We start from the raw sequence: 23764 nt of genomic DNA, 5'->3' as shown, positions 1-23764 counted from the left end.
CTCAGGCCACGGGCGTCGACACCGTATTGACGCCCTCCAGCGTGGCGAAGGAAATGTCCTTTGCCGTGAGCAGGAAATCACTCATGTAGGGTACTTCGAGCATGTCGCTGCGAACCGCTGCGTACAGCGTGGCGTGCAGGCCTTGCTGGCCCAGGCGCTTGGCAATCACATAACCGCGCAAGCTGTACTCATGCACCGCCCAGTTCGGCAGGCAGCAAACCCCACGGCCGCTGGCCACCAACTGCATCATCATGATCGTCATTTCTGCGGTGCGCACCTGGGCCGGCTCGATCTCGGCCGGTTCGATGAAGCGGGTGAAGATGTCCAGGCGGTTGCGCTCGATCGGGTAGGTGATCAGGGTCTGGCTGGCGATGTCGGCAGGTTCCACATAGGGCTTTTCACGCAGGGCATGATGCTTGTCGATGGCCAGCATGGCCTCGTAGCCGAACAGCGGCACGTAGGTGATGCCTGGCAGGGGGATGGGGTCGGAGGTCACCACGAGGTCGAGGTCCCCCCGTTCCAGGGCCGGCAGCGGCGCGAACGACAACCCCGATGCCAGGTCCAGTTCGACGTCTGGCCAGGCGCTGCGGAATTCGTCCAGCGACGGCATCAGCCATTGGTAGCAGCTGTGGCACTCGATCGCGATGTGCAGGCGGTCGGCCGTGCCGCCAGCCAGTTTGCTCAGGTTGCGTTCCGTCGTGCGGATCAGGGGCAGTACCTGGTCGGCCAGTTGCAGCAGCTTGAGGCCGGCGGTGGTAAAGCGCACCGGCTTGGACTTGCGCACGAACACGGGCATGCCGAGGCGGTTTTCCAGCTCGCGGAACTGGTGCGACAGCGCCGACTGCGTGAGGTGCAGGCGCTCGGCGGCGTCGGGCAGGCTGTCCGTTTCGCGCAAGGCGTGGAGTGTACGAAGGTGTCTCAAATCGATCATGAGCAGAAGGCAAAGCCTCAAGCCGCGCCAGGCGCGGCGAGGTTGCAATAGTTTCCTTTGAAATACAGCAGGGGTTGCGCCGCCGAGGCTTCATGCAGCTTCAACGCTTTCACTTCGCCGATGACGATCAGGTGATCGCCGGCCGCGTGTTCGGCGTGAATCTGGCAATCGAGCCAGTGCAGGCTGCCGGCGATGACCGGGTTGCCCAAAGGCGAGGCCTGCCATTGGACGCCATGCCACTTGTTTGTGCCTTTGCGGGCGAACTGGTTGGAAATCCCGACCTGCTCACCCGACAGGATATTCACCGCGAAGCGACCCGCCTGGCGCATGCCGGGATAGCTGGCCGAGCTGGCCATCACGCTGAATGACACCAGCGGCGGGCTCATCGACACGCTATAGAACGACTGGCAGGTGAAGCCGATCGGCTCGCCATCGATGAGTGAGGTGATGACCGTGATACCGGAGGCGTAATGCCCGAGCGCTTCGCGAAAGCGCGAAGGCTCGATGGCAGTGGTGGAAAGTGACATGGTGGGACCTGACGTTTACCTGCCCTTAATTGGCCAGGAGTTCTCTGCGGACGATTTCTGCGCCTGCGCTCAAGGCACTCAGCTTGCCGCGGGCGACCTGACGAGGCAGGGGGGCCATGCCGCAGTTGGTGCAAGGATAGAGCTTGTCGGCATCGACAAACTGCAGTGCCTTGCGCAGGGTATTGGCCACTTCCTCGGGTGTTTCAATGGCGTGGTTCGCCACGTCAATGGCGCCGACCATCACTTTCTTGCCGCGGATGAGCTCGATCAGGTCCATGGGGACATGGGAGTTGTGGCATTCCAGCGAGATGATATCGATGCTGGATTTTTGCAGCTTGGGGAAGGCCTCTTCATATTGCCGCCACTCTGATCCCAAGGTCTTTTTCCAGTCGGTGTTGGCTTTGATGCCATAGCCGTAGCAAATATGGACGGCGGTTTCGCACTTGAGGCCTTCAATGGCCCGTTCCAGAGTGGCAACCCCCCAGTCATTTACCTCGTCGAAGAACACATTGAATGCCGGTTCATCGAACTGGATGATGTCAACACCGGCCGCTTCCAGCTCCCTGGCTTCCTGGTTGAGAATCTTGGCGAATTCCCAGGCCAGTTTTTCGCGGCTCTTATAGTGGTTGTCATACAGCGTGTCGATCATGGTCATCGGGCCTGGCAGCGCCCATTTGATCGGCTGCCCGGTTTGCTGACGCAGGAACTTGGCATCTTCGACAAACACCGGCTTTTGCCGAGCAACAGCACCTACCACTGTCGGTACGCTGGCGTCATATCGATCACGGATGCGCACGGTTTCACGCTTCTCGAAATCAACGCCGCTCAGGTGCTCGATGAAGGTAGTTACAAAGTGCTGGCGGGTTTGCTCGCCGTCACTGACGATATCGATGCCGGCGTGTTGCTGCTCCTGCAATGACAAGCGCAAGGCATCCTGTTTGCCTTCGATCAATGCCTGATCTTGCAGTTTCCAGGGTGACCAGAGTGTCTCGGGTTGTGCCAGCCAGGAGGGCTTGGGCAAACTACCTGCCGTCGAGGTGGGTAACAGCTTTTTCATGAAGGGTGACCTTGTATTTCCAATGAGTCAGGCAGCGTAGTTGGCGGACCACTGCTCAAGTATCGAGTGATAAGGTTTGATGAAGTGTTCCTCGACAAAGCGCCCCTGCTCGATAGCCAGCCGGCTACGTTCCTCTCGGTCGTAGACAATGCGCGTCAGCGAGTAATCTTCATGCTTCAGGCTGGGCTGGTAGGATTTCCCTGCCGCAGAATTGGCATTGTAGATTTCGGGGCGGTAGATCTTCTGGAAGGTATCCATGGTGCTGATGGTGCTGATCAGCTCAAGGTTGCTGTAGTCACCGAGCAAGTCGCCGGAAAAATAGAAGGCCAATGGCGCCACACTGTTTGGCGGCATGAAGTAACGCACCTTCATGCCCATTTTGGCGAAGTAGTCGTCGGTCAAGGAGTGTTCATCTTGCTGATATTCATAACCCAGTACCGGGTGCTGGTTTTCAGTGCGATGGTAGGTCTTGCTGCTGGAAACGCTCAGGCAGATGACCGGCTGCTTGGCAAAGTGTTCTTTATAGGTTGTTGAACTGACGAAGTGCTTGAATAACTTTCCGTGCAGTTCTCCAAAATGCTCTGGCGTGCTGAACGCTGGCTGATTTTTATTGTGCCCCAGGAGCAGCACGCTGAAATCGTAGTCGCGCACGTAAGACGAAAAGTTGTTCCCCACCATGCCGGCCGTGCGTTCGCCGGTTTTTCGATCGACTATTTGTGTTTTCAATAGTTCGATCAGCGGCAGGCCGTTTTCGGCGTTTTCGGCGCTTTCGGCATCAATAATCATCTCGACGGAAATGATTTCAAGCTCGACGCTGTAACGATCCCCATTTGGATTGTCCCAGTGCGCCAAGGCATTGAAGCGGTTGTCAATCATCCGCAGGGTGTTGCGCAAGTTTTGCCGGCGACTCGCACCCCTCGCCAAGTTGGCGAAATTGGTCGTGAGGCGGGTATTTTCGGAGGGCTGATAATTTTCGTCGAAGCGAATGCGCTTGATGGAAAATTCAAAATCCGTTTTCACCATGATCGGGGTCCCACTCAAATATTCATAAATACTGCAATTGGTATGTATTTTATGTGGCGGTACTGAGCGAGTGGAACTGAATTGATTTCACAAGCCCTTTAGTCGCGCTCATGACCGCTGCGCTGCTCAATGCGACCAGCAAGGTGGAGCAGCATGGGGCGATGGAATGAAAGGCGGCTTTGGGTCGATCACGCAGCTTCGAGTGGCCTTCTGGCGCCAGGGGTCGATACTTCTCTGTACAGGCGTGCGCGCTGCGGGTTTCGCGCACTGCGGGAGGTGCTAGATGAACAAGTTATCGATTGTAGGTGCCGGCATGGTGGGCGAGGCGGCGGCCCAGGTCATCGCCCGGGAAGAGTTGTGCCGCGAGTTGATGTTGATCGATGTGCAGGGCGAGTTGGCGCAGGGCAAGGCGCTGGATGTGTGGCAGGCGGCCATCGAGTCGGGGTCCGATACCCGGGTGCTTGGCGGGCCCGATGCCAAGATGCTGGAAGGTTCCGACCTGGTGGTGATTACTGCGGGTGTGCCGCGCAAGCCAGGGCAATCGCGTCAGGATGTGCTGAGCATCAACCTGCCCATTCTCGACAGCATCCTGCTGGATATCATGCGCCATGCACCGGCGGCGACGCTGCTGGTGGTGTCGAACCCGGTCGACGTGCTGACCTATCGGGCCTGGTCCCGCAGTGGGCTGGGGCGCAACAAGGTGTTCGGCCAGGCGGGGGTGCTGGATACCGCGCGCATGAAGTGTTTCATCGCCGAGGAAACCGGGTTTTGTGCACGCGACATCACGGCGCTGGTACTCGGCGGCCATGGCGATAGCATGGTGCCGCTGATGCGCTACTGCGCGGTCGGTTCGGTGCCTTTGTCCCAGTTCCTGTCAACCGAGCAGATCGAGCGGATCGTGCAGCGCACCCGCCAGGGTGGCGGCGAGATTCTGGGCTTGAAGAAGCTGGGAAGCGCCTGCGATGCACCCGGTGTGGCCATCGCACAGATGGTCGATGCCATCGCCAATGGGCGCAACCGCATTTTGCCGACGGTGGCGATCCTCGAAGGCGAGTACGGGCGAAAGGATATCGCGATGGGTGTGCCCTGTGTGCTGGCAGAGTCAGGGATCAAGCGCGTGATCGAGCTGCCCCTGGATGCGCAGGAGCAGGCGATGTTCGATCATTCAGCCGACCAGGTGATGCGTGACATCGCAGAAATGAAAGCGATGTAAGCAGGTGAGCGCGTTGTAGCCCGCTCAGGCGCCTCCCTTGGCCTGCTGTTCCAGGTGCAACTGCAAGGTCGGATCGAGTTGCAGTGCGCTGGCCAGTTCGTCGAGGTAGGCCCGCTCTGCGTCCTGCTGGTCATCCACCAGCATCACGCTGGCCAGGTACATCTCTGCGGCCATGGCCGGGTCCCGGGCGGACTGAGCCACCTGCACGGCATCGAGCGGCCTGCTGACTTCCTCATCCAGCCATTGCTGCAGTTGCGGGTCGCTGGTCTGACGTTTGATTTCGGCGTAGATCAACTGTTCTTCCTGTTCGTCGATGCGACCGTCAGCCTTGGCGGCCGCAATCAGCGCGCGCAGGATGGCATGGCTGTGAACCTCGGCCTCGGGGCCGGACAATTGATCGACCGTACGCAGCGCCTGTTGCGGGGCTGCCGCCTGGCTGCGCTGCCAGCTTTGATAGGCCTGGAACGCCATCATGCCCAACGACGCCAGGGCTGCGTAATTGGGGCCACCCGCGGAGCGCCCCTGGCCAGCGCTGCCGCCGCCACCCAACAGGCCGCCCAGCAAACCACCCAGGCCGCCGCCAGCCGAACTGCTGCCGCCGCCAAGCAGACCGCCAAGCAAGCCACCCAAACCGCCCAGGCTGTCTTGCGATGAAGTGCCGGCGTTCCCTTGTTGCGCTCGCGAGCTTTGCCCGGCCCGGAGTAACTGTTCGAGCAGATCACTGGTGTTCATGGCGCCGCCCTCGGTTGGTAGTGGTTGCCCAGACAGCAACGATAGCCCTCTCAAGGCGATCTGCCATGACCGCCTGACCGATGGGAAAGCCGGGGTAATGCTCAGTTGGACTTGCGCTGACGCGAACGTTGATATCGGTTAAAGCCGATCTGTATTGCTGCTGCCACCAGGCACAGCAGGCCGATTTTCAGGGTCGGGTCCATGGCGTAGTGTTCGCACACTTTGCCCACGGCAATCACGCTCACGAAAATGGCGATCGGTAACAACAGCTTTTGCATCCCATACTCCTGGCATCGAGTCTTCAAGACTTCTGTGTGGTGGGCGAGGGTAGCGCGTTGCCGACCAACAAGCAGCAATGCCGTGTAGCGCTTGCCGTCGCCGACGGTGCTGCTGGCCGGTATGATGGCGTCTGTGCATCAAGCCCGACCTACCCGGACAACCCAATGAACCGCCAGAAAAAGATCAAGCAGCTCCTTAAAGCCCACGCGAAAAAGGCCAGTGCCAAGTTGGCGCCGCGCAAGCCCAAATACATCTGCAAGGCCGACCGGGCGAAGCTGGCGGCTGAAGCCGGCGCCTTGGCAGATACCAGCGCCGAAAGCTGATCCTGCCCCTGCGCGCAGTCATTGCGCGGCAGGTCATCCGGCTGACGCAGGCCCGCTGATGGGCCTCAGCCCGGCAGCACCATCACCATCTCGTGCCAGGCCATGCCGCCATGGTCGGAAGCCGAAGGCTTGACGTATTGATAGCCCATGCGCGCATACAGCTCGACATGGCGCTCCTTGCACATCAGGTGAAGGGTGCGCTTGCCCATCGCCTGCATGCGCTCGACGAAGGTGCGCATCATCAGGCTGGCGTAGCCTTTGCCCTGGTGGGCCGGGTCGATCACCACCGACATGATCACGGCGTTGGGCGCCGCGCTGTCATGGCCCACCAGCTCCTTGAATGCCTCGTCGGACATCACCACCTGGTGGGCGCAGCCACAGTTGATGAAACCAATCACTTCCCCCGCCAGTTCCATGATCAGGAAGCCTTGCGGGTACTGGGCGATGCGGGTGGCGATCTTCTCGCGGGTGGCGGCTTCGTCGCCTTCATAGGCGCTGATTTCGATTTCGAAGCAACGGTCGACGTCGGCAGGGGTGGCGGTGCGGAAGACGGGGAGGGGCATGGCGGTCTCGGGTTAAAGAGTCAGAGGCCGCCATGATAGAAAATGCAGCGCAAGGGTGCTGCATTGTTTTTGGGGGGGAGGGCTACGACTATCAGCGATACCGCGTCATGCCAACAAGGCTGACAACTGTGGCCTATCACAGCCCATCGGCAATCGTCGCTCGCCGCTCATAACTTTTACCAAGTTTGCAAATACGCCTGCGGCCCCGCCAACGCCGGAAATAGCGGCAGCACCTCTTCAGCCAGCTCCTGAATCACCTCCTGCGCCGGGCGCCGGGCCATCTGCACGCCCAGTGCCGCGTGGTTGACCCCGGCCTCGCGCCATTCCCCCAGTAGGTCGACCAAGCCGTGGCGCCCGGTGCGTAGCACATAGCCGCCTTGCTGCGGCGTACGCGGGTAGTGCGGGTCGTCGTCCAGGTCGATCCACTCGTTGGTCATGTGCGGACGGAAGCCGCCGCCGGGGATCGCCGCGCGCCAGGCGCGGATTTTTTCGGCCAGGCGGCGTGGGCCAAGGATGTTGTGGGTGGCGTCGGGGTAGGTGAGCCAGCCGTCGGCATGCTCGCCAAGCCATTGCAGGCTCTGGCGCGACGAGCCGGTTACCACCAGTGGGATGCGCCCGCTGACGGGCCTGGGCAGCAGCCGGGCAGCGCTGAGTTGCCCCAGCGGTGAGTCGATCGGCCCGGGGTGTTCGGCCAGCAGCCGGCGGAAGTAGTCCACGCTCTGCGCGAAGCGCTCGCCACGGCTGTTGTGGTCAAGGCCGTAGGCGGGGAACTCCACCGGTCGGTCACCCGAGGCGATGCCCAGCACCAGGCGCCCGCCTGAAAGGCAGTCGAGGGTCGCGGCGGCCTTGGCCAGGTCGATGGGGTGGCGCAAGGCGAAGATCGCGCTGCCGGTCACCAGGGCGATGCGCCGGGTGTGGGCGGCCAGGTAAGCCAGGTAGGTGAAGGGGTCGAACACCTGCCCGGCGTCGCCGAAGGCCGGGTCGAACAGCGGCACGTCGCGCACCCAGGCTGCGGCGAAGCCCAGCCGGTCGATCTCGCTGACCAACTGCGCCTGCCCTTGGAGTACCGCCATGTCGCCGTCATAGAAGCGCAGCGGCAGGAATATGCCCAGGGTCAACTGGTCGGGGGCGAACATGCGCCGGTAGCCGGGGTGATGGGCGAAGGCGGCGGCATTCGCGCCGCAGGGGGTGGTGTGCATGACCGTTCCTTGGTTGATGAGGGGCTTCATGGGCCGGTGGCCGGGGCGGGCAGGCGCAGGCCGCGCTGCACGGCGGGGCGCTGGTCGACTTGCAGGTACCAGCGGTTGAGGTGCGAATGGCTGCTGAAATCGAAGCCCACCAACGCTGCGATATGCAGCCAGGCGAAGGTGGCGATGTCGGCGATCGAATAGGCTTCGCCAGCCAGCCACGCTCGGGTGGCAAGGTGCTGGTCGAGCGTGGCGAAGGTGCTCTCGGTAAGGTGGCGATAGCGCTGGATTGCCGCTGGGCAGGGCGTGGCCTCAAAGCATTCGAAGTGCACGCGCTGGCCAAGCAAAGGCCCCATGCTGGCGCTGTGGTACATCAGCCAGGTGATCGCCGCCCAGCGTGGCTGCGGCTGTGGGGCGAGCAGTTGGCCACTGAGCTGCGCCAGGTACAGCAGAATGGCGGCAGACTCGAACAGCACGATATCGGCGCTGCGGTCGACCAGTACCGGGATTCGACCTGCCGGGTTGAGCGCGAGAAAGCCCGGTTGCAGGTGCTCGCCGTGCTCGATGTTGACGTGCTCCAGACGGTAGGGCAGGCCCATTTCTTCGAGGGCGATGGTTATCTTGAAGCCGTTTGGCGAGCTGTCTGTGTAGAGGACGAGGGTGGGGTCGTGCATGCTGGATACCTCAGGGAAACTAACGTAAGTTGTTTGGCCTGAGCGCTATCCTATGCATGCTGGCGTGAATACAGAAACGATAGCTTTAGCAGCTAGCATTAGATTTTCTAAATAGAGGAATCCCATGGGGGCCGTTCTGCCACTGCTCGCTTTGCGCGCTTTCACCGAAGCCACCCGCCTGGGCAGCCTGAAAGCTGCCGCCGAGCACATGGGCGTCACCCCTGGGGCCATCAGCCAGCAAATCCGCCAGTTGGAGGACCGCCTCGGCGTCACCCTGCTGACCCGCAGCCGCCATGGCCTGCAGCTGACCGAGGCGGGGGCGAGCCTGTACCCCGGCCTTTCACGCGGTTTCGGCCAGATCGAGCGTGCGCTGCTCGATCTCGAGATCCAGACCAACGCCAACACCCTGACCATCAGTACGCAGCCCTCGTTCGCCGCCAGTTGGCTGGTGCCACGCCTGGCCAGTTTCAGCGCGCAGCACCCCGGCATCGAGGTGCGCGTGGAGGCGACGGCGCGGCTGGTCGACCTGCAGCGCGAACGCATCGACATCGCCCTGCGCCATGGCTTGGGCGATTACCCGGGGCTTGTGTCGAAAACACTGCTGTCACCCGCGTTGCTGCCAGTTGCCAGCCCCGCTCTGCTGGCCAGCGGGCCGGCATTGCTCGCCCCTGAAGATTGCCTGCAGTACCCGCTGTTGCAGGATGCCGAGCGCGCCGACTGGGCGCTGTGGTTGCAGGCCCACGGCATCGAGCCCGACCACCGCAGCCGCCGCGGGCCGAGCTTTGACGAGGACCTGCTGTTGCTGCGCGCCGCCGCCAGTGGCCAGGGCATCGCCCTGGTGCAGGCGCAGCTCGCCGAAGATGACCTGCGCAGCGGCAGGTTGGTGGTGGCCGTTGACCGGCCCTGGCCATCACGCTTCGCCTACTACCTGGTCGCGCGCAAGGAGGCCCTGAAACGCCCGCAGGTGCGGGCCTTCATAGACTGGATCGAGGGGCAGCTTGCAACCGGGCCAAGCTGAAAGTGGCGGGAACAGCCGGGAAGCCCGGCTGTCAGTTTCGCAGCACCAGCACTGGGGCGGCTTTGCAGCCCCAATGCAAGTGACTGGTCGCAGAGACCAGGCGGTCAGGTCAGGCTGGTGAAGTCCCCCTGGGTCAGGCTGTTGACGCCGGTGAGCACGATCTGGAAATCGGCATCGGCATTGTTGTCCAGCGTGCCGTACAGCACCCCGGCGACCAGCTTGACCTGGTTGGCGCCCGTGAACGCCGCGTTGCCATCGATCAGCTGGAAGTTGCCGATAGCCGTCAGGTCGATCAGGTCCACTCCCGATTTGAAGTCCTTGATGGTGTCGCGGGTAGCGGCATCGTTGCCCAGTTGGTTGGCGTTGGTGAAGGCAAACACGTCGCTGCCCAGGCCACCGGTAAACACGTTCTGCGACGTGTTGCCGATGAAGTAGTTGTCCAGCGCGTTGCCCACCAGGTTCAGCTTGACGCCGTCGTTGGTGTGGCTCACGTCCAGCCATTCCAGGTTGGCGCCCAGGGTCAGGGTCGCCGCGGCCAGGCCGGCCACCCCGTCGAACACCTGGATGCCGTCGTAACCCTGGTTGGCTTTCTCGATGACCGTGTCGGCCAGGGCGTTCTTGCTGTTCAGCTCGACGTAGTAGCTGTCGTCGCCATCCAGGCCCTCGAGGGTATCGATGCCGCCCCAGCCATCGAGGTTGTTGTTACCGTTGTTGCCGACGATGCGGTTGGCCAGCTCGTTGCCTTCGCCCTTGAGGTTGCCGTCACCCAGCAGGGTAAGGTTCTCGACGTTGGCGCCAAGCTTGAAGTCGACGTTCGAGCGCACCGTGTCGATACCGCCGTTGAGCGCTTCGATGACCGTGTCGCCGGCGCCGACGATGTAGGTGTCGTTGCCGGCCAGGCCGGTGAGGACGTTGGCGGCGCTGTTCTGCGAGCCGTCGAGAATGTTGGCGGCGCCGTTGCCGGTGCCGTTGATGGCCAGGTTGCCGGTGAGGGTGAGGTTCTCCAGGCCGTCGGCCAGGGTGTAGGTCAGCGAGGATTCGACCGTGTCCACACCCGCGCTGTCCTTGATCTGGTCGTTGATGTCGTCGACCACGTAGGTGTCGTTGCCCGCGCCACCGTCCATGATGTCGGCGCCCGCGCCGCCGTCCAGGCGGTTGGCGGCGGCATTGCCGGTCAAGGTGTTGGCCAGGGTGTTGCCGGTCAGGTTGAACGCCACGCTGTTGACCAGCTTGGCGTTCTCGACGTTGTCGCCCAGGGTGTAGCTGCCATTGGCCAGGGCAATGGCCACGTTCACCGTGTCGTTGCCTTCGTTGGCCTGTTCGACCACCTGGTCGCCAGCGTTGTCGACCACGTAGGTGTCATCACCGCCCAGGCCGTGCATCAGGTCGGCGCCCGCCATGCCGTCGATCAGGTTGGCCGTGTCGTTGCCCACCAGCAGGTTGACGGCGGCGTTGCCGCGCAGGTTCAGCTTGACCCCGGTGGCGTCCTCGGCGATCAGCCCTTCCAGGTTGGCCGCTAGGGCGATGGTCACGGCGGTGGCCATTGACGAATTGCCGCCAACCAGCACCAGGGTGTCCTGGGTGCCTTCGCCCGCGTTCTCCACCACCTTGTCGATGATGACGTTCTTGTCGCTCAGTTCGACCCAGTACTCGTCGTTGCCCGCGCCACCCTGCAAGGTATCCACGCCCAGCCCGCCCACCAGGGTGTTGTCGCCGCTGTTGCCGGTGATGACGTTGGCCAGGCTGTTGCCGACGCCTGTCAGGTCGGCACTGCCGAGCAAGGTGAGGTTCTCGACATTGGCGCCCAGCTGGAAGTCGACGTTGGAGCGCACCGTATCGGTGCCGCCGTTGAGCCCTTCGATGACCGTGTCGCCGGCGCCGACGATGTAGGTGTCGTTGCCGGCCAGGCCGGTGAGGACGTTGGCGGCGCTGTTCTGCGAGCCGTCGAGAATGTTGGCGGCGCCGTTGCCGGTGCCGTTGATGGCCAGGCTGCCGGTGAGGGTGAGGTTTTCCAGGCCGTTGGCCAGGGTGTAGTCCAGCGAGGACTCAACCGTGTCCACGCCCGCGCTGTCCTTGATCTGGTCGTCGATGTCGTCGACCACGTAGGTGTCGTTGCCCGCGCCACCGTCCATGACGTCGGCGCCCGCGCCGCCGTCCAGGCGGTTGGCGGCGGCGTTGCCGGTCAGGGTGTTGGCCTGGGAGTTGCCGGTCAGGTTGAACGCCACGCTGTTGACCAGCTTGGCGTTCTCGACGTTGTCGCCCAGGGTGTAGCTGCCATTGGCCAGGGCGATGGCCACGTTCACCGTGTCGGTGCCTTCGTTGGCCTGTTCGACCACCTGGTCGCCAGCGTTGTCGACCACGTAGGTGTCGTTGCCGTCACGGCCGACCAGGCTGTCCGCGCCGGCGCCACCGTCGAGGATGTTGTCGACGTCGTTGCCACTGAGGACGTTGGCGGCGGTATTGCCGGTGAGGTTGAGCTTGACCCCCGTCGCGGCCGCGGCATCGATCTGTTCGACGTTGGCTGCCAGGGCGATGGTGACTGCGGTGCTCAGGCCGGAGTTGCCGCCCCGCAGCAGAATGAGGTCCTGGCCTGCATTGAGGTTTTCGACGACCTTGTCGATGATCAGGTTGTTCGACCCCAGGTCGACCCGGTAGGTGTCGTTGCCGGCGCCACCCTGCAGGGTGTCGATGCCGTCCAGGCCGTCCAGTTCGTTGTCACCGCTGTTGCCGGTGATGACGTTGGCCAGGGCGTTGCCGGTGCCGTTGAGGGCGGCATTGCCGGTGAGGGTCAGGTTTTCCAGGTCGCTGCCGAGGCTGTAGCTGATCGAGGATTCGACCGTGTCGATGCCCGAGGTGTCGCTGATGGCGTCGCCGGCGTTGTCCACCACGTAGGTGTCGTTGCCGGCGCCACCCTGCATGTTGTCGGCGCCGGTCCCGCCATCGATGCGGTTGGCCGCGGCGTTGCCGAGCAGGGTGTTGTCCAGGTCGTTGCCGGTAAGGTTGAAGGCCACGCTGTTGACCAGCTTGCCGTTCTCGACATTGGCGGTGAGGGCGTAGGTGCCGCCGGCGGTGGCGATGGCGACGTTGACGGTGTCGGTGCCTTCGTTGTTGGCCTCCACGACGCTGTCGCCGGCATTGTCGACCACATAGGTATCGTCACCGGCGTAACCGGTGAGGGTGTCGGCCCCGGCCTTGCCATCGAGCACGTTGTTGCCGGCGTTGCCCTGGATGTTGTTGGCCGCGGCGTTGCCGGTGAGGTTCAACGACAGCGAACCGGTGTCGCGGGCGTCGACGTGCTCCAGGTTGGCGTCGAGGGTCAGGGTGGTGACGGTGTCGTTGACGAAGATACTGGCCAGGGTCAGGGTGTCGATGCCTTCGCCGGCCTTCTCGATGATGAGGTCTTCGAGCTGGTTGCTGGCGGTGAGGTCGACCACGTACTGGTCATTGCCCTTGCCGCCGATCAGGGTATCGACGCCATCGACGCCGTCGAGCTTGTTGTTGCCCTCGTTGCCGGTGATGACGTTGGCCAGTCCGTTGCCCTTGACCCGCAGGTCACCGGCCCCGGCGACCATGACCACGTTCTCCAGATTGTCGCCCAGCCGGTAGTCGGTGAACGTCAGCCGAACGGTATCGATCCCCTCATCCAGCTCCTCGACGATGGTGTCATCGGCATCGATCACGTAGGTATCGTTGCCTGCACCGCCAATCAGCGTGTCGGCACCGGCCTTGCCATCGAGCACGTTGGCCGCGGCGTTGCCGGTCAGTACGTTGTCCAGCGCGTTGCCGGTGAGGTTGAAGGCCACGCTGTTGAGCAGCGTGGCGTTCTCCACGTTGTCGGTGAGGGTGTAGGTGCCGCCAACGGTGGTGGTCTTGACCTGCACCGTGTCATTGCCTTCGTCGACGGCTTCGATCACCAGGTCGGCGGCGTTGTCGACGACATAGGTGTCGTCGCCGGCGTTACCGCGCAGGGTATCGGCACCGAGGCCGCCGTCGAGGATGTTGGCCGCGTCGTTGCCGATCAGCAGGTTGTTCACCGCGTTGCCGACCAGGTTGATCTGCACGCCGCTGTTGCTGAAGCTGGCATCGGCCTCTTCGAGGTTGTCGGCCAGGGTGATGGTCACCGGGCCAAGGTTGGCGTCGCCGCCCCAGATCTCGACGAAGTCATAACCTTCGTTGGCCTTTTCGACGATGACGTCTTCCACCGTATTGCCATTGACCATTTCGATGACGTAGCCGTCGTCGCCCTTGCCACCGATATAGGTATCGGCGCCGGCGTTGCCATCGAAGAAGTTGTTGCCGGCGTTGCCGGTCATCAGGTTGTCCAGCTCGTTGCCCTTGGCCTTGAGGTTGGTGCTGCCGAGCATGACCAGGTTTTCGAGGTTGTCGCCCAGCCGGTAGTTGCTGAAGTCGACGCGCACCGTGTCGATGCCGCCGTTGGCTTCTTCGACCAGGGTGTCGCTGGCATCGATGATGTAGGTGTCATTGCCTGCCCCGCCTTGCAGGGTGTCGGCGCCGGCGCGGCCGTCGAGGGTGTCGTTGCCGTCGTAGCCGAGCAGGGTATCGTTACCGCTGCTGCCAGTGAGGGTGTCGTTACCGCTGAGCACGTAGGCGTAGGTCTGCTGGGTGTCGCCTGGGGTCTGCACCATCTGGGCCAGGGTGGCGGCATCCTTGCTCAAACCGGTCGCGGTATACACCGTGACGCCGTTGAGCTTGTAGGTGCTGGCGGTGACCGTACCTATCACTTCATCCTGCGCGTTGAGGCTGAAGCTGCCGGTAAAGGTTTGAACACGGGTGCCATCAAGGGAGCGCAAAGTGATGGTGGTGCTGTTGGTCAGTGCTTCGACGACCTGCCAGTCCCAGTCCTGATCTTCCAAGAAACTGAAGCTGCTCGATAAGCTGATGTTCGCCATATTCTTCTACTCGATTGGATTCGACACGCTTCAATTGAGGGGCAAGATGCCACCACGCAGACAGACTAGTGGGATCCAATGCAAAGGAGAAACGGCGTGAAACATTGTTCGACAATTTCCGCCGAACGGTTGCCTGACAGTATTTCGGCGCCAACCTAATGGCGCAATGTCAGGCAGGAATGCCGGGACAATCCGCCGTGCAAGCCAGCTCGGCCTGGGCCAGCGCGACGCAGCGTTGCGCGAGCACATTCGTGGGGTCGACCAGGGCTACCCGGGCCGTGCCGATGGGAAAATCATCGGCCATTGGCAGGATCAGCGGCAGCTCGGTACAGCCAAGGATCAAAACGCTCGCACCTTGCTCCACCAGCTGTGCTGCAGCCGTGAGCAGGTCGTCCTTGCATTGGCCAGTGGTGTGTCCCGCCTTGACGCCTTGCTCACCGTAGATGGCGCGCATGACCAGCGCCTGCGCGGCCTCATCAGGTACCATCAGGTTCAAGCCGACCCGCTCTGCTGCCGCGTGGTAAACCCGGCTTTGCAGGGTGCCGGAGGTTGCCAGCAAGCCGACCTTGCAGGTGTTTCCATACGCCTGCCCAATGAACTCGATGGTTTGCGTCAGCATGTTGATGATCGGGATGTGCAGGTGCCCCTGGATGCGCTCGACAAAGGCATGCGCGGTGTTGCAGGGAATGGCGATGGCCTTGGCGCCTTCGCATTCCAGGCGCTTGCAGGTCGCGTACATGGCCACTGTCGGATCCATCTCCTGGCGCAGCAGATTGGCCGTTCGGTCGGGAATCTGCGGGTTGTGCTCGACCACCATCCTGATGTGGTCCTGGTCCCTGCCGGCTGGCGTGTTCTTGACCACCTTGCCCATGAAGTCGACGGTCGCCGCCGGGCCGACCCCGCCAACAATGCCCAGTTTGAACGGCGCGGCGGTTCGCACTGATTCACTGGATGCGGCGTAGTCGGCATACACCTGGTTCACATCGATACAGCGGATGCCGCGTCGTTGCAGGTCGGCTGCCACCAGGGAAATCTCCGTCATGCCCGGCAGCAGCAGCTGTGCCCCTTGGCTGTTGAGGTCCAGGCAGGTCTGGTGAAGCCGCTCCAGCGCAACCCCGTCGAGGTGGCCGGCCTTGATGCCCGCAGGACCGTATACAGCCTCCATCAACGCCGCCTGATTGGCAGGCGACGGATACACCAGCGCAAAGTCGGCGCCGAAGTGCTGCTCGAACAGACCGGCAGCGCGGACGTAGTCCGAGGCCAGCACACCGAGGCGGGCGCCCGGTTTTGCCACCTGGGCCAGGTGCTGCTTCAGCGCAGCCATCAGGTCGACAATCGGGATGTCCAGTTCCGCTTTCAGCTCATCCATGAACGTCTGGCTGGCGAAGCACGGAATCAGTACGGCATCCACCTCGCTGTCGGTATAGCCCTGGCAGACCTGAAACACATACAGCTTGCGGGAGGTCATGCTGGCGTCGGTGCACAGTGGCAGCGACAGGTCCTTGAAAGGGTGTTGCTCGAACAGCAGGTGGTAGCGCCCCTGGTCCGCCAGCACCGGCTCGCTCTTGAGCAACTTCAGGAACAAGTCCCCGCCCGCCAACGAACCCAGGCCGCCGATGATGCCAAGCGTGCGGGTAGAGTGATTTTTTCTCGACGGTTTCATGTTCGGTTCATCCAGGCGGTAAGGGGAGTGGGCGGGGTGGTGGATCAGGCGTTCTGTGGGCGGCTGCCGGCGCTGTGCGCTTGAGGGGTGTCGCCGTGCTTGCTCTCCAGGTTGGCAATCACTGCCGTGGCAATGCTGTTACCCACCACGTTGGTGGCGGTGCGGCCCATGTCCAGGAACTGATCGATCGCCAGGATCAACAGCAGGCCAGCTTCCGGCAGATGGAACATGGGCAGGGTGGCCGCGACCACCACCACCGAAGCACGGGCAACGCCGGCCATGCCTTTGCTGGTGATCATCAGGGTCAGCAGGATGAGCAGTTGCTGGGTAAACGACAGATCGACGTTGTAGGCCTGGGCGATGAACATGATCGCGAAGGCCTGATACATCATCGAACCGTCCAGGTTGAAGGAATACCCCAGTGGCAGGACGAAGCTTGCGACGCGCTTGGGGGCACCGAATTTCTCCAGCGCATCGATGGTCTTGGGGTAGGCCGACTCACTGCTGGCGGTGGAAAACGCCAGCAACACCGGTTCACGGATCAGCTTGCCGAGCGTGAACACCGGGCGGCCGAGGAAGCCGTAGCCGACCGCGAACAGCGCCACCCAGAGCAGCAGGATGCCGATGTAGAACTGGCCGATCAGCTTGCCGTAATCGAACAGCAAGCCGATGCCTTGGGTGGTCACCGCGGCGGCGAGGGCGGCAAACACACCGACCGGGGCAAACATCATCACGTAGTCGGTAATGCGGAACATCACCTTGGCCAGGTCGTCGACCAGGTCGCCGATTTTCTCGTTGCCCTGTTTCTTCACGTAGGCCAGTGCCAGGCCGAAGAACAGCGAGAACACCACGATCTGCAGGATCTCGTTGTTGGCCATGGCTTCTGCAATGCTGCGCGGGAAGACATGGCTGATGAACGTCTTGAGGCTGAAATCACCGGCGTTGACGGTCACCGCACTGCCCGCCTGGGCCTGCTGGATACTCAGGTTGAGGTCAGCCCCGGGCTGGAAGACATTGACCAGCAACATGCCCAGGGCCAGCGAGAATAGCGAGGCACTGACGAACCAGATCATCGAGCGCAGGCCAATGCGGCCTACCGAGCCGGAGTTGCCCAGGCTGCTGATGCCGGCCACCAGGGTGGCGAACACCAAAGGGGCGATGATCATCTTGATCATGCGCAGGAAGATGTCGGTGACCAGGCTGAAGTAGCCGGCAATCTCTTTTGCCGAATCAGGGCTGGGCGCAAAGGTGTTGCAACCCCAACCGACGACGATGCCAAGCAGGATTGCCACGGCGATGTATTTGGGTAGTTTCTTGTTGTTCATCTCGACCTCATTGTTTTTGCGGCGCGTCGAAGCTCGTCCGGCGCTGTAGCTACAGCGGCGGGCCAGGTGTCGGGTCAGTCAGCGATTGGCGATCGGGCAGGCTTTGGCGGCGGCCAGCGGATACTGAAACCGACAATCCAAAGGGCTGCGAAGGGTGTTCATGGCTGCTTCGTTCCAGCCAACACGCTCAGATTACGCCGGGTGCTTTGATGAGTTGATGAGGAAGCGCGATAGTTTGATGCGTTAATTTCATAGTTTTTGAAATACGGCTAATGTCGCCTAAATAGTCGCATCAGGCGTTTAAGGTTGTTTATCTCCAGGCTTGGTCCTGGCTCCCTATTCAAAGCTGGCCTGGAGTGGCGCCTTGAACAGTGCAAAGCTTTTAGGGACATGCCGTTGCCGATCGAGTCAACGCCGAACATTTGCCCGAGCCTGCCATGCAAACCAAGTGGATAGATGACCTGCTAGCGGTCGCCGAAACCAAGAACTTTTCCCGTGCCGCAGAGATCCGCTGCATCACCCAGTCCGCGTTGTCACGGCGGATCAAATCGCTCGAGGAGTGGGTGGGCGTCGATCTCGTCGATCGCGGTACTTATCCTGTGCAATTGACCAAGGCCGGCCAGATCTTCTGCAGCGAAGGGCGTGAAGCCCTGTCGGCCTTCATGGACCTGCGCTCGTCCTTGCGCCGCGGCGAGCGCATGCCCGGGCGGTCGATCCAGGTGATCGCCGGCCATACCCTGTCGATGACCTTCGTGCCGAAATGGTTCGCCGGGTTTCAGCGCCGCTATGGCTATTTCAATGCCCGGGTGCTGGCGGCCAATGTGCAGGAAGCGGTGATTGCCCTGGCGGAAGGGGGCTGCGATTTGATGATCGGCTACAGCCACCCACGCGCACCGATTGTGCTCGACCCGGACAAGTTCATCGGCTTGCGCCTGGGCCTTGATGCGTTCTTTCCGGTCTCGGCCCCCGACGCCGAAGGCCGGCCGTTGTTCGAACTGCCAGGGATCCCCGAGCAGCCCATTCCCTATCTGGCATACACCGCAACGTCGTTCCTCGGGCGGGTGGTCGATGTGATTATCCAGGCTGAACAACGCCAGCCCGAACTCAACCGTTTTTACGAAGCCGACATGGCCATGCACCTGTTGCGCATGGCGCGCGAAGGCTACGGCATCACTTGGGTCCCCGAATCGGCGGTGGAGGAGGAGATTGCCGCGGGCAAACTGGTGCGCGCAGGCGGGCCTGAATGGTCTGCGCAGCTGGAGATCTGGTCGTTTCGCTCCATCGGCAATACCAACCAGACGATGCTGGACCTGTGGAAATCGCTGGAGAAGGACACTCGTTGACAGCACGGCGTATGGGGCGCACCCAGGCCGGCTAGGCAGGGGCCGCAACGTTGCTCGGCTGTATGAAGCAAATGCAGCCGGTCTGTATCTATCGATCAGTGCTGTACAGCGGTACGTTCGAGGCCCTCATCTACAGGAGTCGAACATGCAACTGACCGCCATCCCCTTCGGCACTACCGACTGGTCGCAGATCGAGCCTGTCGCCCACCCCGGCGAGGTGGGCACCGCGTACTGGCGCACCTGCCAGTTCGGCAGTATCCGTGTGCGACAGGTGGAGTACAGCGCCGGCTACGTCGCCGACCATTGGTGCAGCAAGGGCCATATCCTGCTGTGCCTGGAGGGCCAGCTGGACACCGAGCTGGACGATGGCCGGCGCTTCACGCTGAAGGCCGGCATGAGCTATCAGGTCGGCGACAACGCCGAGGCGCATCGCTCATCCACCTTGACCGGGGCCAGGTTGTTCATCGTGGATTGAAGGGTTGCTGCCTGTTGGTGCGCCAGTATCATTGGCGCCGGAATGCGCCAGATTCAGGGAAACCATGTTCGACCACTATTTGCAGCGATGGGATCTGACCGTCGATGGCGAGGCGTTCTCCTCGCTGAACGGCCATCTTGTGCCCGTTCGCCAGCGCGGTACTGCCGCCATGTTGAAAATCTCGCAGGAGCCCGAGGAGCAGGCCGGCAGCCTACTCATGGCCTGGTGGGGCGGGGCAGGGGCGGCGCCGGTGCTGGCCCATGATGGCGAAGCCTTGCTGATGGTGCGCGCGCAGGGCTCGGCCTCGTTGCTGCAGATGGTCGCGGGCGGCCAGGACGACGAGGCCACGCGCATCCTCTGTGCGGTGGCTGGCCGACTGCATGCGCCCCGTGCCAGGCCGAGCCCAATGCTGGTGCCGCTGGCGCAGTGGTTCGAGGCGTTGTTGAGCGGGGCGGCAAGCCAAGGTGGCATTTTTGCGCACTGCGCAAGCACCGCTCGGGAACTGCTGTCGGCGCCGCGCGATGTCAGGGTGCTGCACGGCGATATCCACCATGGCAACGTGCTGGATTTCGGCTCGCTCGGTTGGCTCGCCATCGACCCCAAGGGGCTGTATGGCGAGCGTGGCTTCGATTACGCGAACCTGTTCTGTAACCCCGACGCTGACAGCGCCCTGGCGCCCGGGCGGTTCGCGCGCCGGGTCGAGATCGTTGCACAGGCCGCCGGTATCGAGCGGCGCAGGCTCCTGCAATGGGTGCTTGCGTGGTCAGGGTTGTCGGCTATCTGGATGCTTGAAGACGGTATCGAGCCGGGCAGTAACCTTGAGGTGGCGAAACTGGCGGCTTCGGCGTTGGGCAAGGGCGACTAGGCTCTGTACGAAAAGTATGGTTATCCATCGTTGTGGGAGCGGGCTTGCCCCGCGATCTACCGCAACGCGGCAGCAAAGCCCGAATTCACGGCGTATTTGATATCGGGCACAGAAGCGCTTCGCACTCCATCGCGGGGCAAGCCCGCTCCCACAAAACTTTTCGTACAAAACCTAGGGATGGCGGTCAGTGATCCGCGAGCTACTGAGTCTTACATGAATGATTCGTGCACCCAGCGTCTTGATTGCTCAAAAACAGCTTGAGCAACACTCGAATTCGCAGGGCCTGTCTCAGCCATGCCCCACGCAGTTTGATCCACGATTGAGGCACAGCGGGTAGCCGCTCGTCAGGACCGCCAGGTATCGCCCCTGGCTATCGAAAACGCTTCGTTGCGTAGCCGCCGATGCGTTCTAGACTGCCAAAGTCACGGAGCCGGAATGTTGAGCGTGTGCGTTTAACGACTGCCCACCGTAGTTCGCAAGTTCGCTTCCTTAGCAAATTCCCAACGCAAGGATGTCGACGATGCCTCATTCGATGAAATTGCTTTGCGCCGCTGTCTTGTTCATTTCCCAGGGCGCGCCAGTGCTTCATGCTGCCGAGCAGGCGCCCACCCCTGCATCGCCAATCACCCAACCAGCCACTGGGGTACTGATACACCCAGAGTACGCAAAGGCGATAGCGCGTATGGCCTACATCTGGGGATGGCCGATGGTGAACATGCTCAACCGCAACGACACCATCACCAGGGCACCGCATCCTGGCCTGTTGGGCGGCATCCTGCCAGTGGCGCCGCAAGGCCAGCTGGGCATGCTGCATGACTACATCACCCCGGCCGAAACCTTCGTCACCTGCCCGAACCAGGACGTGGTGTATGGGCTGGGCTTCTTCTCCCTTGATGACCAACCGGTGATTGCCCAGGTACCGGATTTCGGGGAGCGCTTCTGGGTCTATTCGATCTATGACCAACGCACCGACCAGGTGGGCGAACTGGGCAAGCCTTATGGCAGCAAACCGGGCTTCTACCTGTTGGTGGGGCCGAACTGGAAAGGCGAAAAACCCGAAGGGGTGGAATCGATCATCCGCAGCCCCACTGCGTTGGCCAACGCCATTCCGCGCATCTTCCTGGATGACACTGCCGCAGATCGGGCCGCGATCCAAGAGAAACTCAATCAGGTTGCGTTCTACCCGTTGAAGGATTTCGACGGGAAGATGAAGAGCATCGACTGGAAGAACACCCCGGACATTCCCAATCCGAACGCTGCCAAAGCCAGTGGCGGGGAAACCAGATGGGTGATTCCCGAGAAGTTCTTCGACCAACTGCCCAAAGTACTGGACATGGTGCCGCCGCTGCCGGGTGAGGAGGCGCTCTACGGTCAGTTCCGCTTGCTCATGGAGAGTGCAGCCAAGGATCCGGCGCTCAAGAAGCTGCTGGTGCAGACCGCAGTGGAAAGTGAGAAGGACATCATCAAGCCGTTCTTCGAGTGGAAGCACAACGGGCGCCCGGCGGGTAACGGGTGGAACCGTTCCACCAACAACGCCCAGTTCGGCATCGACTACTTCAACCGTACCGGTACCGCCAAGTCGAACATGTTCGACAACCGCCCGAACGAAACCCAGTACTTCTATACCGACTTCGATAATACCGGCGCCCCGCTCAACGGCGCGCACAGTTATGAAGTGAACTTTGCCGCCGGCCAGGAGCCGCCGGTGAACGGTTTCTGGTCGCTGACGCTGTACAACGAAAAACACCTGTTCAGCAGCAACCAGCTCAACCGCTATTCCCTGGGCACCAAGAACAAGGACCTCAAGCGCAACGCCGACGGCTCGCTCACGCTTTATATCGCCCCCACCTCACCCGGCAAGGGCAAGGAGAGCAACTGGCTGCCTTCACCGAAGGAGCCGGTCTCCTTGTACATCCGCGCTTACTGGGGCAAAGAGTCGATCCTCGATGGCACTTGGCAACCGCCGGTGATCAAGAAGATCAAGTAAGCCACTGAACCGATAAATAGGCCCGTCGGTGACGACGTATCGGGCGTCGCCGCCTTGTTCTGGAGATTACTGTCATGGGTTCGATGCAACGTATGTTCGCGCTTTCTGCACTGGCTGCTTCGCTGACGGCCCTGCCGATGGTGCAGGCGGCCGACCAGGCGCCGGCTTCGCCGCTGATCAAGCAGATCAACAACGGCAATTGGCTTGATCCCAAGGAGGCCGAGAGCCTTCGTGATGAGCTGTATTACCAGCGCGCGGTCTTCGCCTACATGACGATGCTGCCGGCGCTCAACACCATCGGCATGAAGGATGGCTCTGAGCAAGCATTCGGCGCCGGCTACAACGTGCTGCCGATCTGGAAGCAACGCATGGACGCACGGACCATGGTGCCCACGCCCAACGCCGACGTGATCTATTCCATGAGCTATCTGGATCTCAAACAGACGGGGCCGTTGGTGGTGAAGGCGCCGGCGAATGTCATTGGCATGTTTACCGATTTCTTCCAGAGAACACTTACCGACGTGGGTGCAGTGGGACCAGACCGTGCGCGTGGCGGTCTGTACCTGCTGCTGCCGCCGGACTACAACGGGCCGGTGCCTGGTGGCTACTTCGCGGTCAAGTCGCGAACCTACAACGTTTTCCTGTTCTTCCGCACGATCATGGCCAAAGGCGAAGGCAAGCCGGACCCCGCACCGGCGGTCAAGAACGCCGAACTGACCCGCGTCTATCCGCTGTTCACGGTGGAGAAAGACGTGAAGCCCATGGAGTTCCCCGACGCCAGTGGCAAGGCGCTGAACATGATGTACCCGGTGGACAACAACTACTGGGCCAAGCTCAAGGCCTTCGTCGACTATGAGCCGGTCGAAGCCATTGATCCCGAACTGCGCGGCGTGCTGGCGTCCATCGGCATCATCAAGGGCGCGCCGTTCAAGCCTACGGACAAGCAGCAAGAACTACTGAAGAAGGCGGTGGAAACCGCACCGAAAATGATCCTCGCCAACCGCCAACTGGGGCGCGAAGACAAACGCAACCTTTACTATCAGGACCGTCAGTATGAGAACACCTGGGCCGGCGGCACCAATGACTGGATGCAAGAAAGCTACCTGGACGTAAACCAGCGCGCCAACTTCTTCCAGTTCGCCTATTCCTCGGCACCGGCGATGGTGATGCATACGACGGGGGCTGGTTCGAAGTACCCGTTCACAGGGCGTGACAAGGATGGCAAGTTCCTCGAGGGCGGTGGTACCTACAAGCTGCGCCTGCCGGCGAATCCACCCGCTGCGCTGTTCTGGGCGGTGACCGCCTACAACATCACTGACGGCACAATGCCCGAGACGAAACAGCTGTTGCCATCCACCAATGGTTACTACGACATCCCCAAGCAGCAGGATGGCTCCATCGAAATCTGGTTCGGTCCCGAAAAACCGGCCGATGTTGCCGATGCGGCATTCATCCAGACAATCCCAGGCCGCAACTTCCTGGTTGCACTGCGCTTGTACGGCAGCGAAGACGCCTTCTACGACCAGACCTGGAAACCGGATGACGTGGTGAAGGTCAAGTAACGCCCCTGGCCAGGCTGGCGGTCTGAGCTGTGCGCCAGCGAACCAACCCAGTGACAGCAATAGGTCGATGGCAGCTGGTCGCGGACGACCGCATTCGACCCATAACG

Annotated in this window: 20 protein-coding genes; 8 read left to right on the top strand and 12 right to left on the bottom strand. The window is 61.9% G+C overall.

Annotated features, from left to right (window positions below; genetic code table 11):
- Position 1 precedes the first annotated feature (1 nt).
- The 4 genes from ACO6VM_RS02315 to ACO6VM_RS02300 are packed head-to-tail and all read right to left on the bottom strand — an operon-like array spanning position 2 to position 3538.
- Entirely contained in the window at positions 2-931 is a 930-nt protein-coding gene (locus tag ACO6VM_RS02315) for a LysR family transcriptional regulator (protein WP_401057056.1), read from the bottom strand.
- A gap of 17 nt (positions 932-948) precedes the next feature.
- On the bottom strand, positions 949-1458 hold the full coding sequence (locus ACO6VM_RS02310) for a flavin reductase family protein (protein WP_401057057.1): 510 nt from the start codon (positions 1456-1458) through the stop codon (positions 949-951).
- Positions 1459-1483: 25 nt separating this feature from the next.
- Positions 1484-2515: a methionine synthase gene (locus tag ACO6VM_RS02305; RefSeq protein WP_422402697.1), complete on the bottom strand. Its 1032-nt coding sequence runs from the start codon at positions 2513-2515 to the stop codon at positions 1484-1486.
- A gap of 27 nt (positions 2516-2542) precedes the next feature.
- Positions 2543-3538 carry a DUF1852 domain-containing protein gene (locus tag ACO6VM_RS02300; RefSeq protein ID WP_422402696.1) on the bottom strand — a complete coding sequence of 332 codons (996 nt, stop codon included), beginning with the start codon at positions 3536-3538 and terminating at the stop codon, positions 2543-2545.
- 283 nt (positions 3539-3821) lie between these two features.
- On the opposite strand from ACO6VM_RS02300, the gene ACO6VM_RS02295 reads away from it, so the two are divergent.
- The gene (locus tag ACO6VM_RS02295; RefSeq protein ID WP_422402695.1) at positions 3822-4751 is read left to right on the top strand and encodes a malate dehydrogenase; all 930 of its coding nucleotides are present in this window, start codon (positions 3822-3824) and stop codon (positions 4749-4751) included.
- 24 nt (positions 4752-4775) lie between these two features.
- On the opposite strand, the gene ACO6VM_RS02290 is transcribed toward ACO6VM_RS02295, so the two are convergent.
- Together ACO6VM_RS02290 and ACO6VM_RS02285 are read right to left on the bottom strand one after the other, a co-directional pair.
- Positions 4776-5483: a tellurite resistance TerB family protein gene (locus ACO6VM_RS02290; RefSeq protein WP_422402694.1), complete on the bottom strand. Its 708-nt coding sequence runs from the start codon at positions 5481-5483 to the stop codon at positions 4776-4778.
- Between the two features lie 101 nt (positions 5484-5584).
- Positions 5585-5761, bottom strand: a complete 177-nt coding sequence (locus ACO6VM_RS02285; RefSeq protein WP_422402693.1) for a hypothetical protein — start codon at positions 5759-5761, stop codon at positions 5585-5587.
- A gap of 165 nt (positions 5762-5926) precedes the next feature.
- On the opposite strand from ACO6VM_RS02285, the gene ACO6VM_RS02280 reads away from it, so the two are divergent.
- Entirely contained in the window at positions 5927-6085 is a 159-nt protein-coding gene (locus ACO6VM_RS02280; protein WP_125858199.1) for a DUF2986 domain-containing protein, read from the top strand.
- A 65-nt stretch (positions 6086-6150) separates the two neighbouring features.
- On the opposite strand, the gene ACO6VM_RS02275 is transcribed toward ACO6VM_RS02280, so the two are convergent.
- From ACO6VM_RS02275 to ACO6VM_RS02265, 3 genes are all read right to left on the bottom strand, one after another.
- Positions 6151-6648 (bottom strand): GNAT family N-acetyltransferase, encoded by a 498-nt coding sequence (locus ACO6VM_RS02275; RefSeq protein ID WP_422402692.1) that lies wholly within the window; start codon positions 6646-6648, stop codon positions 6151-6153.
- Between the two features lie 176 nt (positions 6649-6824).
- Positions 6825-7847, bottom strand: a complete 1023-nt coding sequence (locus ACO6VM_RS02270) for an LLM class oxidoreductase (RefSeq protein ID WP_422402691.1) — start codon at positions 7845-7847, stop codon at positions 6825-6827.
- A gap of 26 nt (positions 7848-7873) precedes the next feature.
- On the bottom strand, positions 7874-8509 hold the full coding sequence (locus tag ACO6VM_RS02265) for a glutathione S-transferase family protein (RefSeq protein ID WP_422402690.1): 636 nt from the start codon (positions 8507-8509) through the stop codon (positions 7874-7876).
- 124 nt (positions 8510-8633) lie between these two features.
- On the opposite strand from ACO6VM_RS02265, the gene gcvA reads away from it, so the two are divergent.
- A complete protein-coding gene (gene gcvA, locus ACO6VM_RS02260; RefSeq protein ID WP_401057066.1) occupies positions 8634-9527 on the top strand; it encodes a transcriptional regulator GcvA in 894 nt (297 codons plus the stop codon).
- A 104-nt stretch (positions 9528-9631) separates the two neighbouring features.
- Here gcvA and ACO6VM_RS02255 read toward each other — a convergent pair whose 3' ends face one another.
- The 3 genes from ACO6VM_RS02255 to ACO6VM_RS02245 form a co-directional block, all read right to left on the bottom strand.
- Entirely contained in the window at positions 9632-14437 is a 4806-nt protein-coding gene (locus ACO6VM_RS02255) for a beta strand repeat-containing protein (RefSeq protein ID WP_422402689.1), read from the bottom strand.
- 169 nt (positions 14438-14606) lie between these two features.
- A complete protein-coding gene (locus ACO6VM_RS02250) occupies positions 14607-16100 on the bottom strand; it encodes an amino acid racemase (RefSeq protein WP_422402688.1) in 1494 nt (497 codons plus the stop codon).
- Positions 16101-16144: 44 nt separating this feature from the next.
- Positions 16145-17425 carry a dicarboxylate/amino acid:cation symporter gene (locus ACO6VM_RS02245; protein WP_422402687.1) on the bottom strand — a complete coding sequence of 427 codons (1281 nt, stop codon included), beginning with the start codon at positions 17423-17425 and terminating at the stop codon, positions 16145-16147.
- Positions 17426-17862: 437 nt separating this feature from the next.
- Between ACO6VM_RS02245 and ACO6VM_RS02240 the strand changes: the two genes are divergently transcribed.
- The 5 genes from ACO6VM_RS02240 (at position 17863) to ACO6VM_RS02220 (ending at position 23657) form a co-directional block, all read left to right on the top strand.
- Complete coding sequence (locus ACO6VM_RS02240; protein ID WP_125858208.1) at positions 17863-18768, top strand: LysR substrate-binding domain-containing protein; 906 nt, start codon at positions 17863-17865, stop codon at positions 18766-18768.
- 145 nt (positions 18769-18913) lie between these two features.
- Complete coding sequence (locus tag ACO6VM_RS02235; protein WP_401057071.1) at positions 18914-19243, top strand: DHCW motif cupin fold protein; 330 nt, start codon at positions 18914-18916, stop codon at positions 19241-19243.
- Positions 19244-19307: 64 nt separating this feature from the next.
- Entirely contained in the window at positions 19308-20108 is an 801-nt protein-coding gene (locus ACO6VM_RS02230; protein WP_422402686.1) for an aminoglycoside phosphotransferase family protein, read from the top strand.
- Positions 20109-20790: 682 nt separating this feature from the next.
- On the top strand, positions 20791-22095 hold the full coding sequence (locus ACO6VM_RS02225) for a DUF1254 domain-containing protein (RefSeq protein ID WP_401057073.1): 1305 nt from the start codon (positions 20791-20793) through the stop codon (positions 22093-22095).
- A 74-nt stretch (positions 22096-22169) separates the two neighbouring features.
- Positions 22170-23657: a DUF1254 domain-containing protein gene (locus ACO6VM_RS02220; RefSeq protein ID WP_401057074.1), complete on the top strand. Its 1488-nt coding sequence runs from the start codon at positions 22170-22172 to the stop codon at positions 23655-23657.
- Positions 23658-23764 lie beyond the last annotated feature (107 nt).

The sequence above is a fragment of the Pseudomonas sp. GZD-209 genome, from assembly GCF_049310485.1.
GTDB lineage: Bacteria > Pseudomonadota > Gammaproteobacteria > Pseudomonadales > Pseudomonadaceae > Aquipseudomonas > Aquipseudomonas sichuanensis.
The sequence above is the reverse complement of the archived record's forward strand: the minus strand, read 5'-3'. Positions and strand labels throughout refer to the sequence as shown.

Excerpts from the sequence above, each read along its gene's own strand:
- ACO6VM_RS02220 (WP_401057074.1), top strand. The coding sequence starts at position 22,170 with ATGGGTTCGATGCAACGTATGTTCGCGCTTTCTGCACTGGCTGCTTCG.
- ACO6VM_RS02310 (WP_401057057.1), bottom strand. The coding sequence starts at position 1,458 with ATGTCACTTTCCACCACTGCCATCGAGCCTTCGCGCTTTCGCGAAGCG.
- ACO6VM_RS02295 (WP_422402695.1), top strand. The coding sequence starts at position 3,822 with ATGAACAAGTTATCGATTGTAGGTGCCGGCATGGTGGGCGAGGCGGCG.
- ACO6VM_RS02290 (WP_422402694.1), bottom strand. The coding sequence starts at position 5,483 with ATGAACACCAGTGATCTGCTCGAACAGTTACTCCGGGCCGGGCAAAGC.
- ACO6VM_RS02240 (WP_125858208.1), top strand. The coding sequence starts at position 17,863 with ATGCAAACCAAGTGGATAGATGACCTGCTAGCGGTCGCCGAAACCAAG.
- ACO6VM_RS02255 (WP_422402689.1), bottom strand. The coding sequence starts at position 14,437 with ATGGCGAACATCAGCTTATCGAGCAGCTTCAGTTTCTTGGAAGATCAG.
- ACO6VM_RS02300 (WP_422402696.1), bottom strand. The coding sequence starts at position 3,538 with ATGGTGAAAACGGATTTTGAATTTTCCATCAAGCGCATTCGCTTCGAC.
- ACO6VM_RS02230 (WP_422402686.1), top strand. The coding sequence starts at position 19,308 with ATGTTCGACCACTATTTGCAGCGATGGGATCTGACCGTCGATGGCGAG.
- gcvA (WP_401057066.1), top strand. The coding sequence starts at position 8,634 with ATGGGGGCCGTTCTGCCACTGCTCGCTTTGCGCGCTTTCACCGAAGCC.
- ACO6VM_RS02235 (WP_401057071.1), top strand. The coding sequence starts at position 18,914 with ATGCAACTGACCGCCATCCCCTTCGGCACTACCGACTGGTCGCAGATC.
- ACO6VM_RS02275 (WP_422402692.1), bottom strand. The coding sequence starts at position 6,648 with ATGCCCCTCCCCGTCTTCCGCACCGCCACCCCTGCCGACGTCGACCGT.
- ACO6VM_RS02270 (WP_422402691.1), bottom strand. The coding sequence starts at position 7,847 with ATGCACACCACCCCCTGCGGCGCGAATGCCGCCGCCTTCGCCCATCAC.
- ACO6VM_RS02265 (WP_422402690.1), bottom strand. The coding sequence starts at position 8,509 with ATGCACGACCCCACCCTCGTCCTCTACACAGACAGCTCGCCAAACGGC.
- ACO6VM_RS02285 (WP_422402693.1), bottom strand. The coding sequence starts at position 5,761 with ATGCAAAAGCTGTTGTTACCGATCGCCATTTTCGTGAGCGTGATTGCC.
- ACO6VM_RS02305 (WP_422402697.1), bottom strand. The coding sequence starts at position 2,515 with ATGAAAAAGCTGTTACCCACCTCGACGGCAGGTAGTTTGCCCAAGCCC.
- ACO6VM_RS02315 (WP_401057056.1), bottom strand. The coding sequence starts at position 931 with ATGATCGATTTGAGACACCTTCGTACACTCCACGCCTTGCGCGAAACG.
- ACO6VM_RS02280 (WP_125858199.1), top strand. The coding sequence starts at position 5,927 with ATGAACCGCCAGAAAAAGATCAAGCAGCTCCTTAAAGCCCACGCGAAA.
- ACO6VM_RS02250 (WP_422402688.1), bottom strand. The coding sequence starts at position 16,100 with ATGAAACCGTCGAGAAAAAATCACTCTACCCGCACGCTTGGCATCATC.
- ACO6VM_RS02245 (WP_422402687.1), bottom strand. The coding sequence starts at position 17,425 with ATGAACAACAAGAAACTACCCAAATACATCGCCGTGGCAATCCTGCTT.
- ACO6VM_RS02225 (WP_401057073.1), top strand. The coding sequence starts at position 20,791 with ATGGCCTACATCTGGGGATGGCCGATGGTGAACATGCTCAACCGCAAC.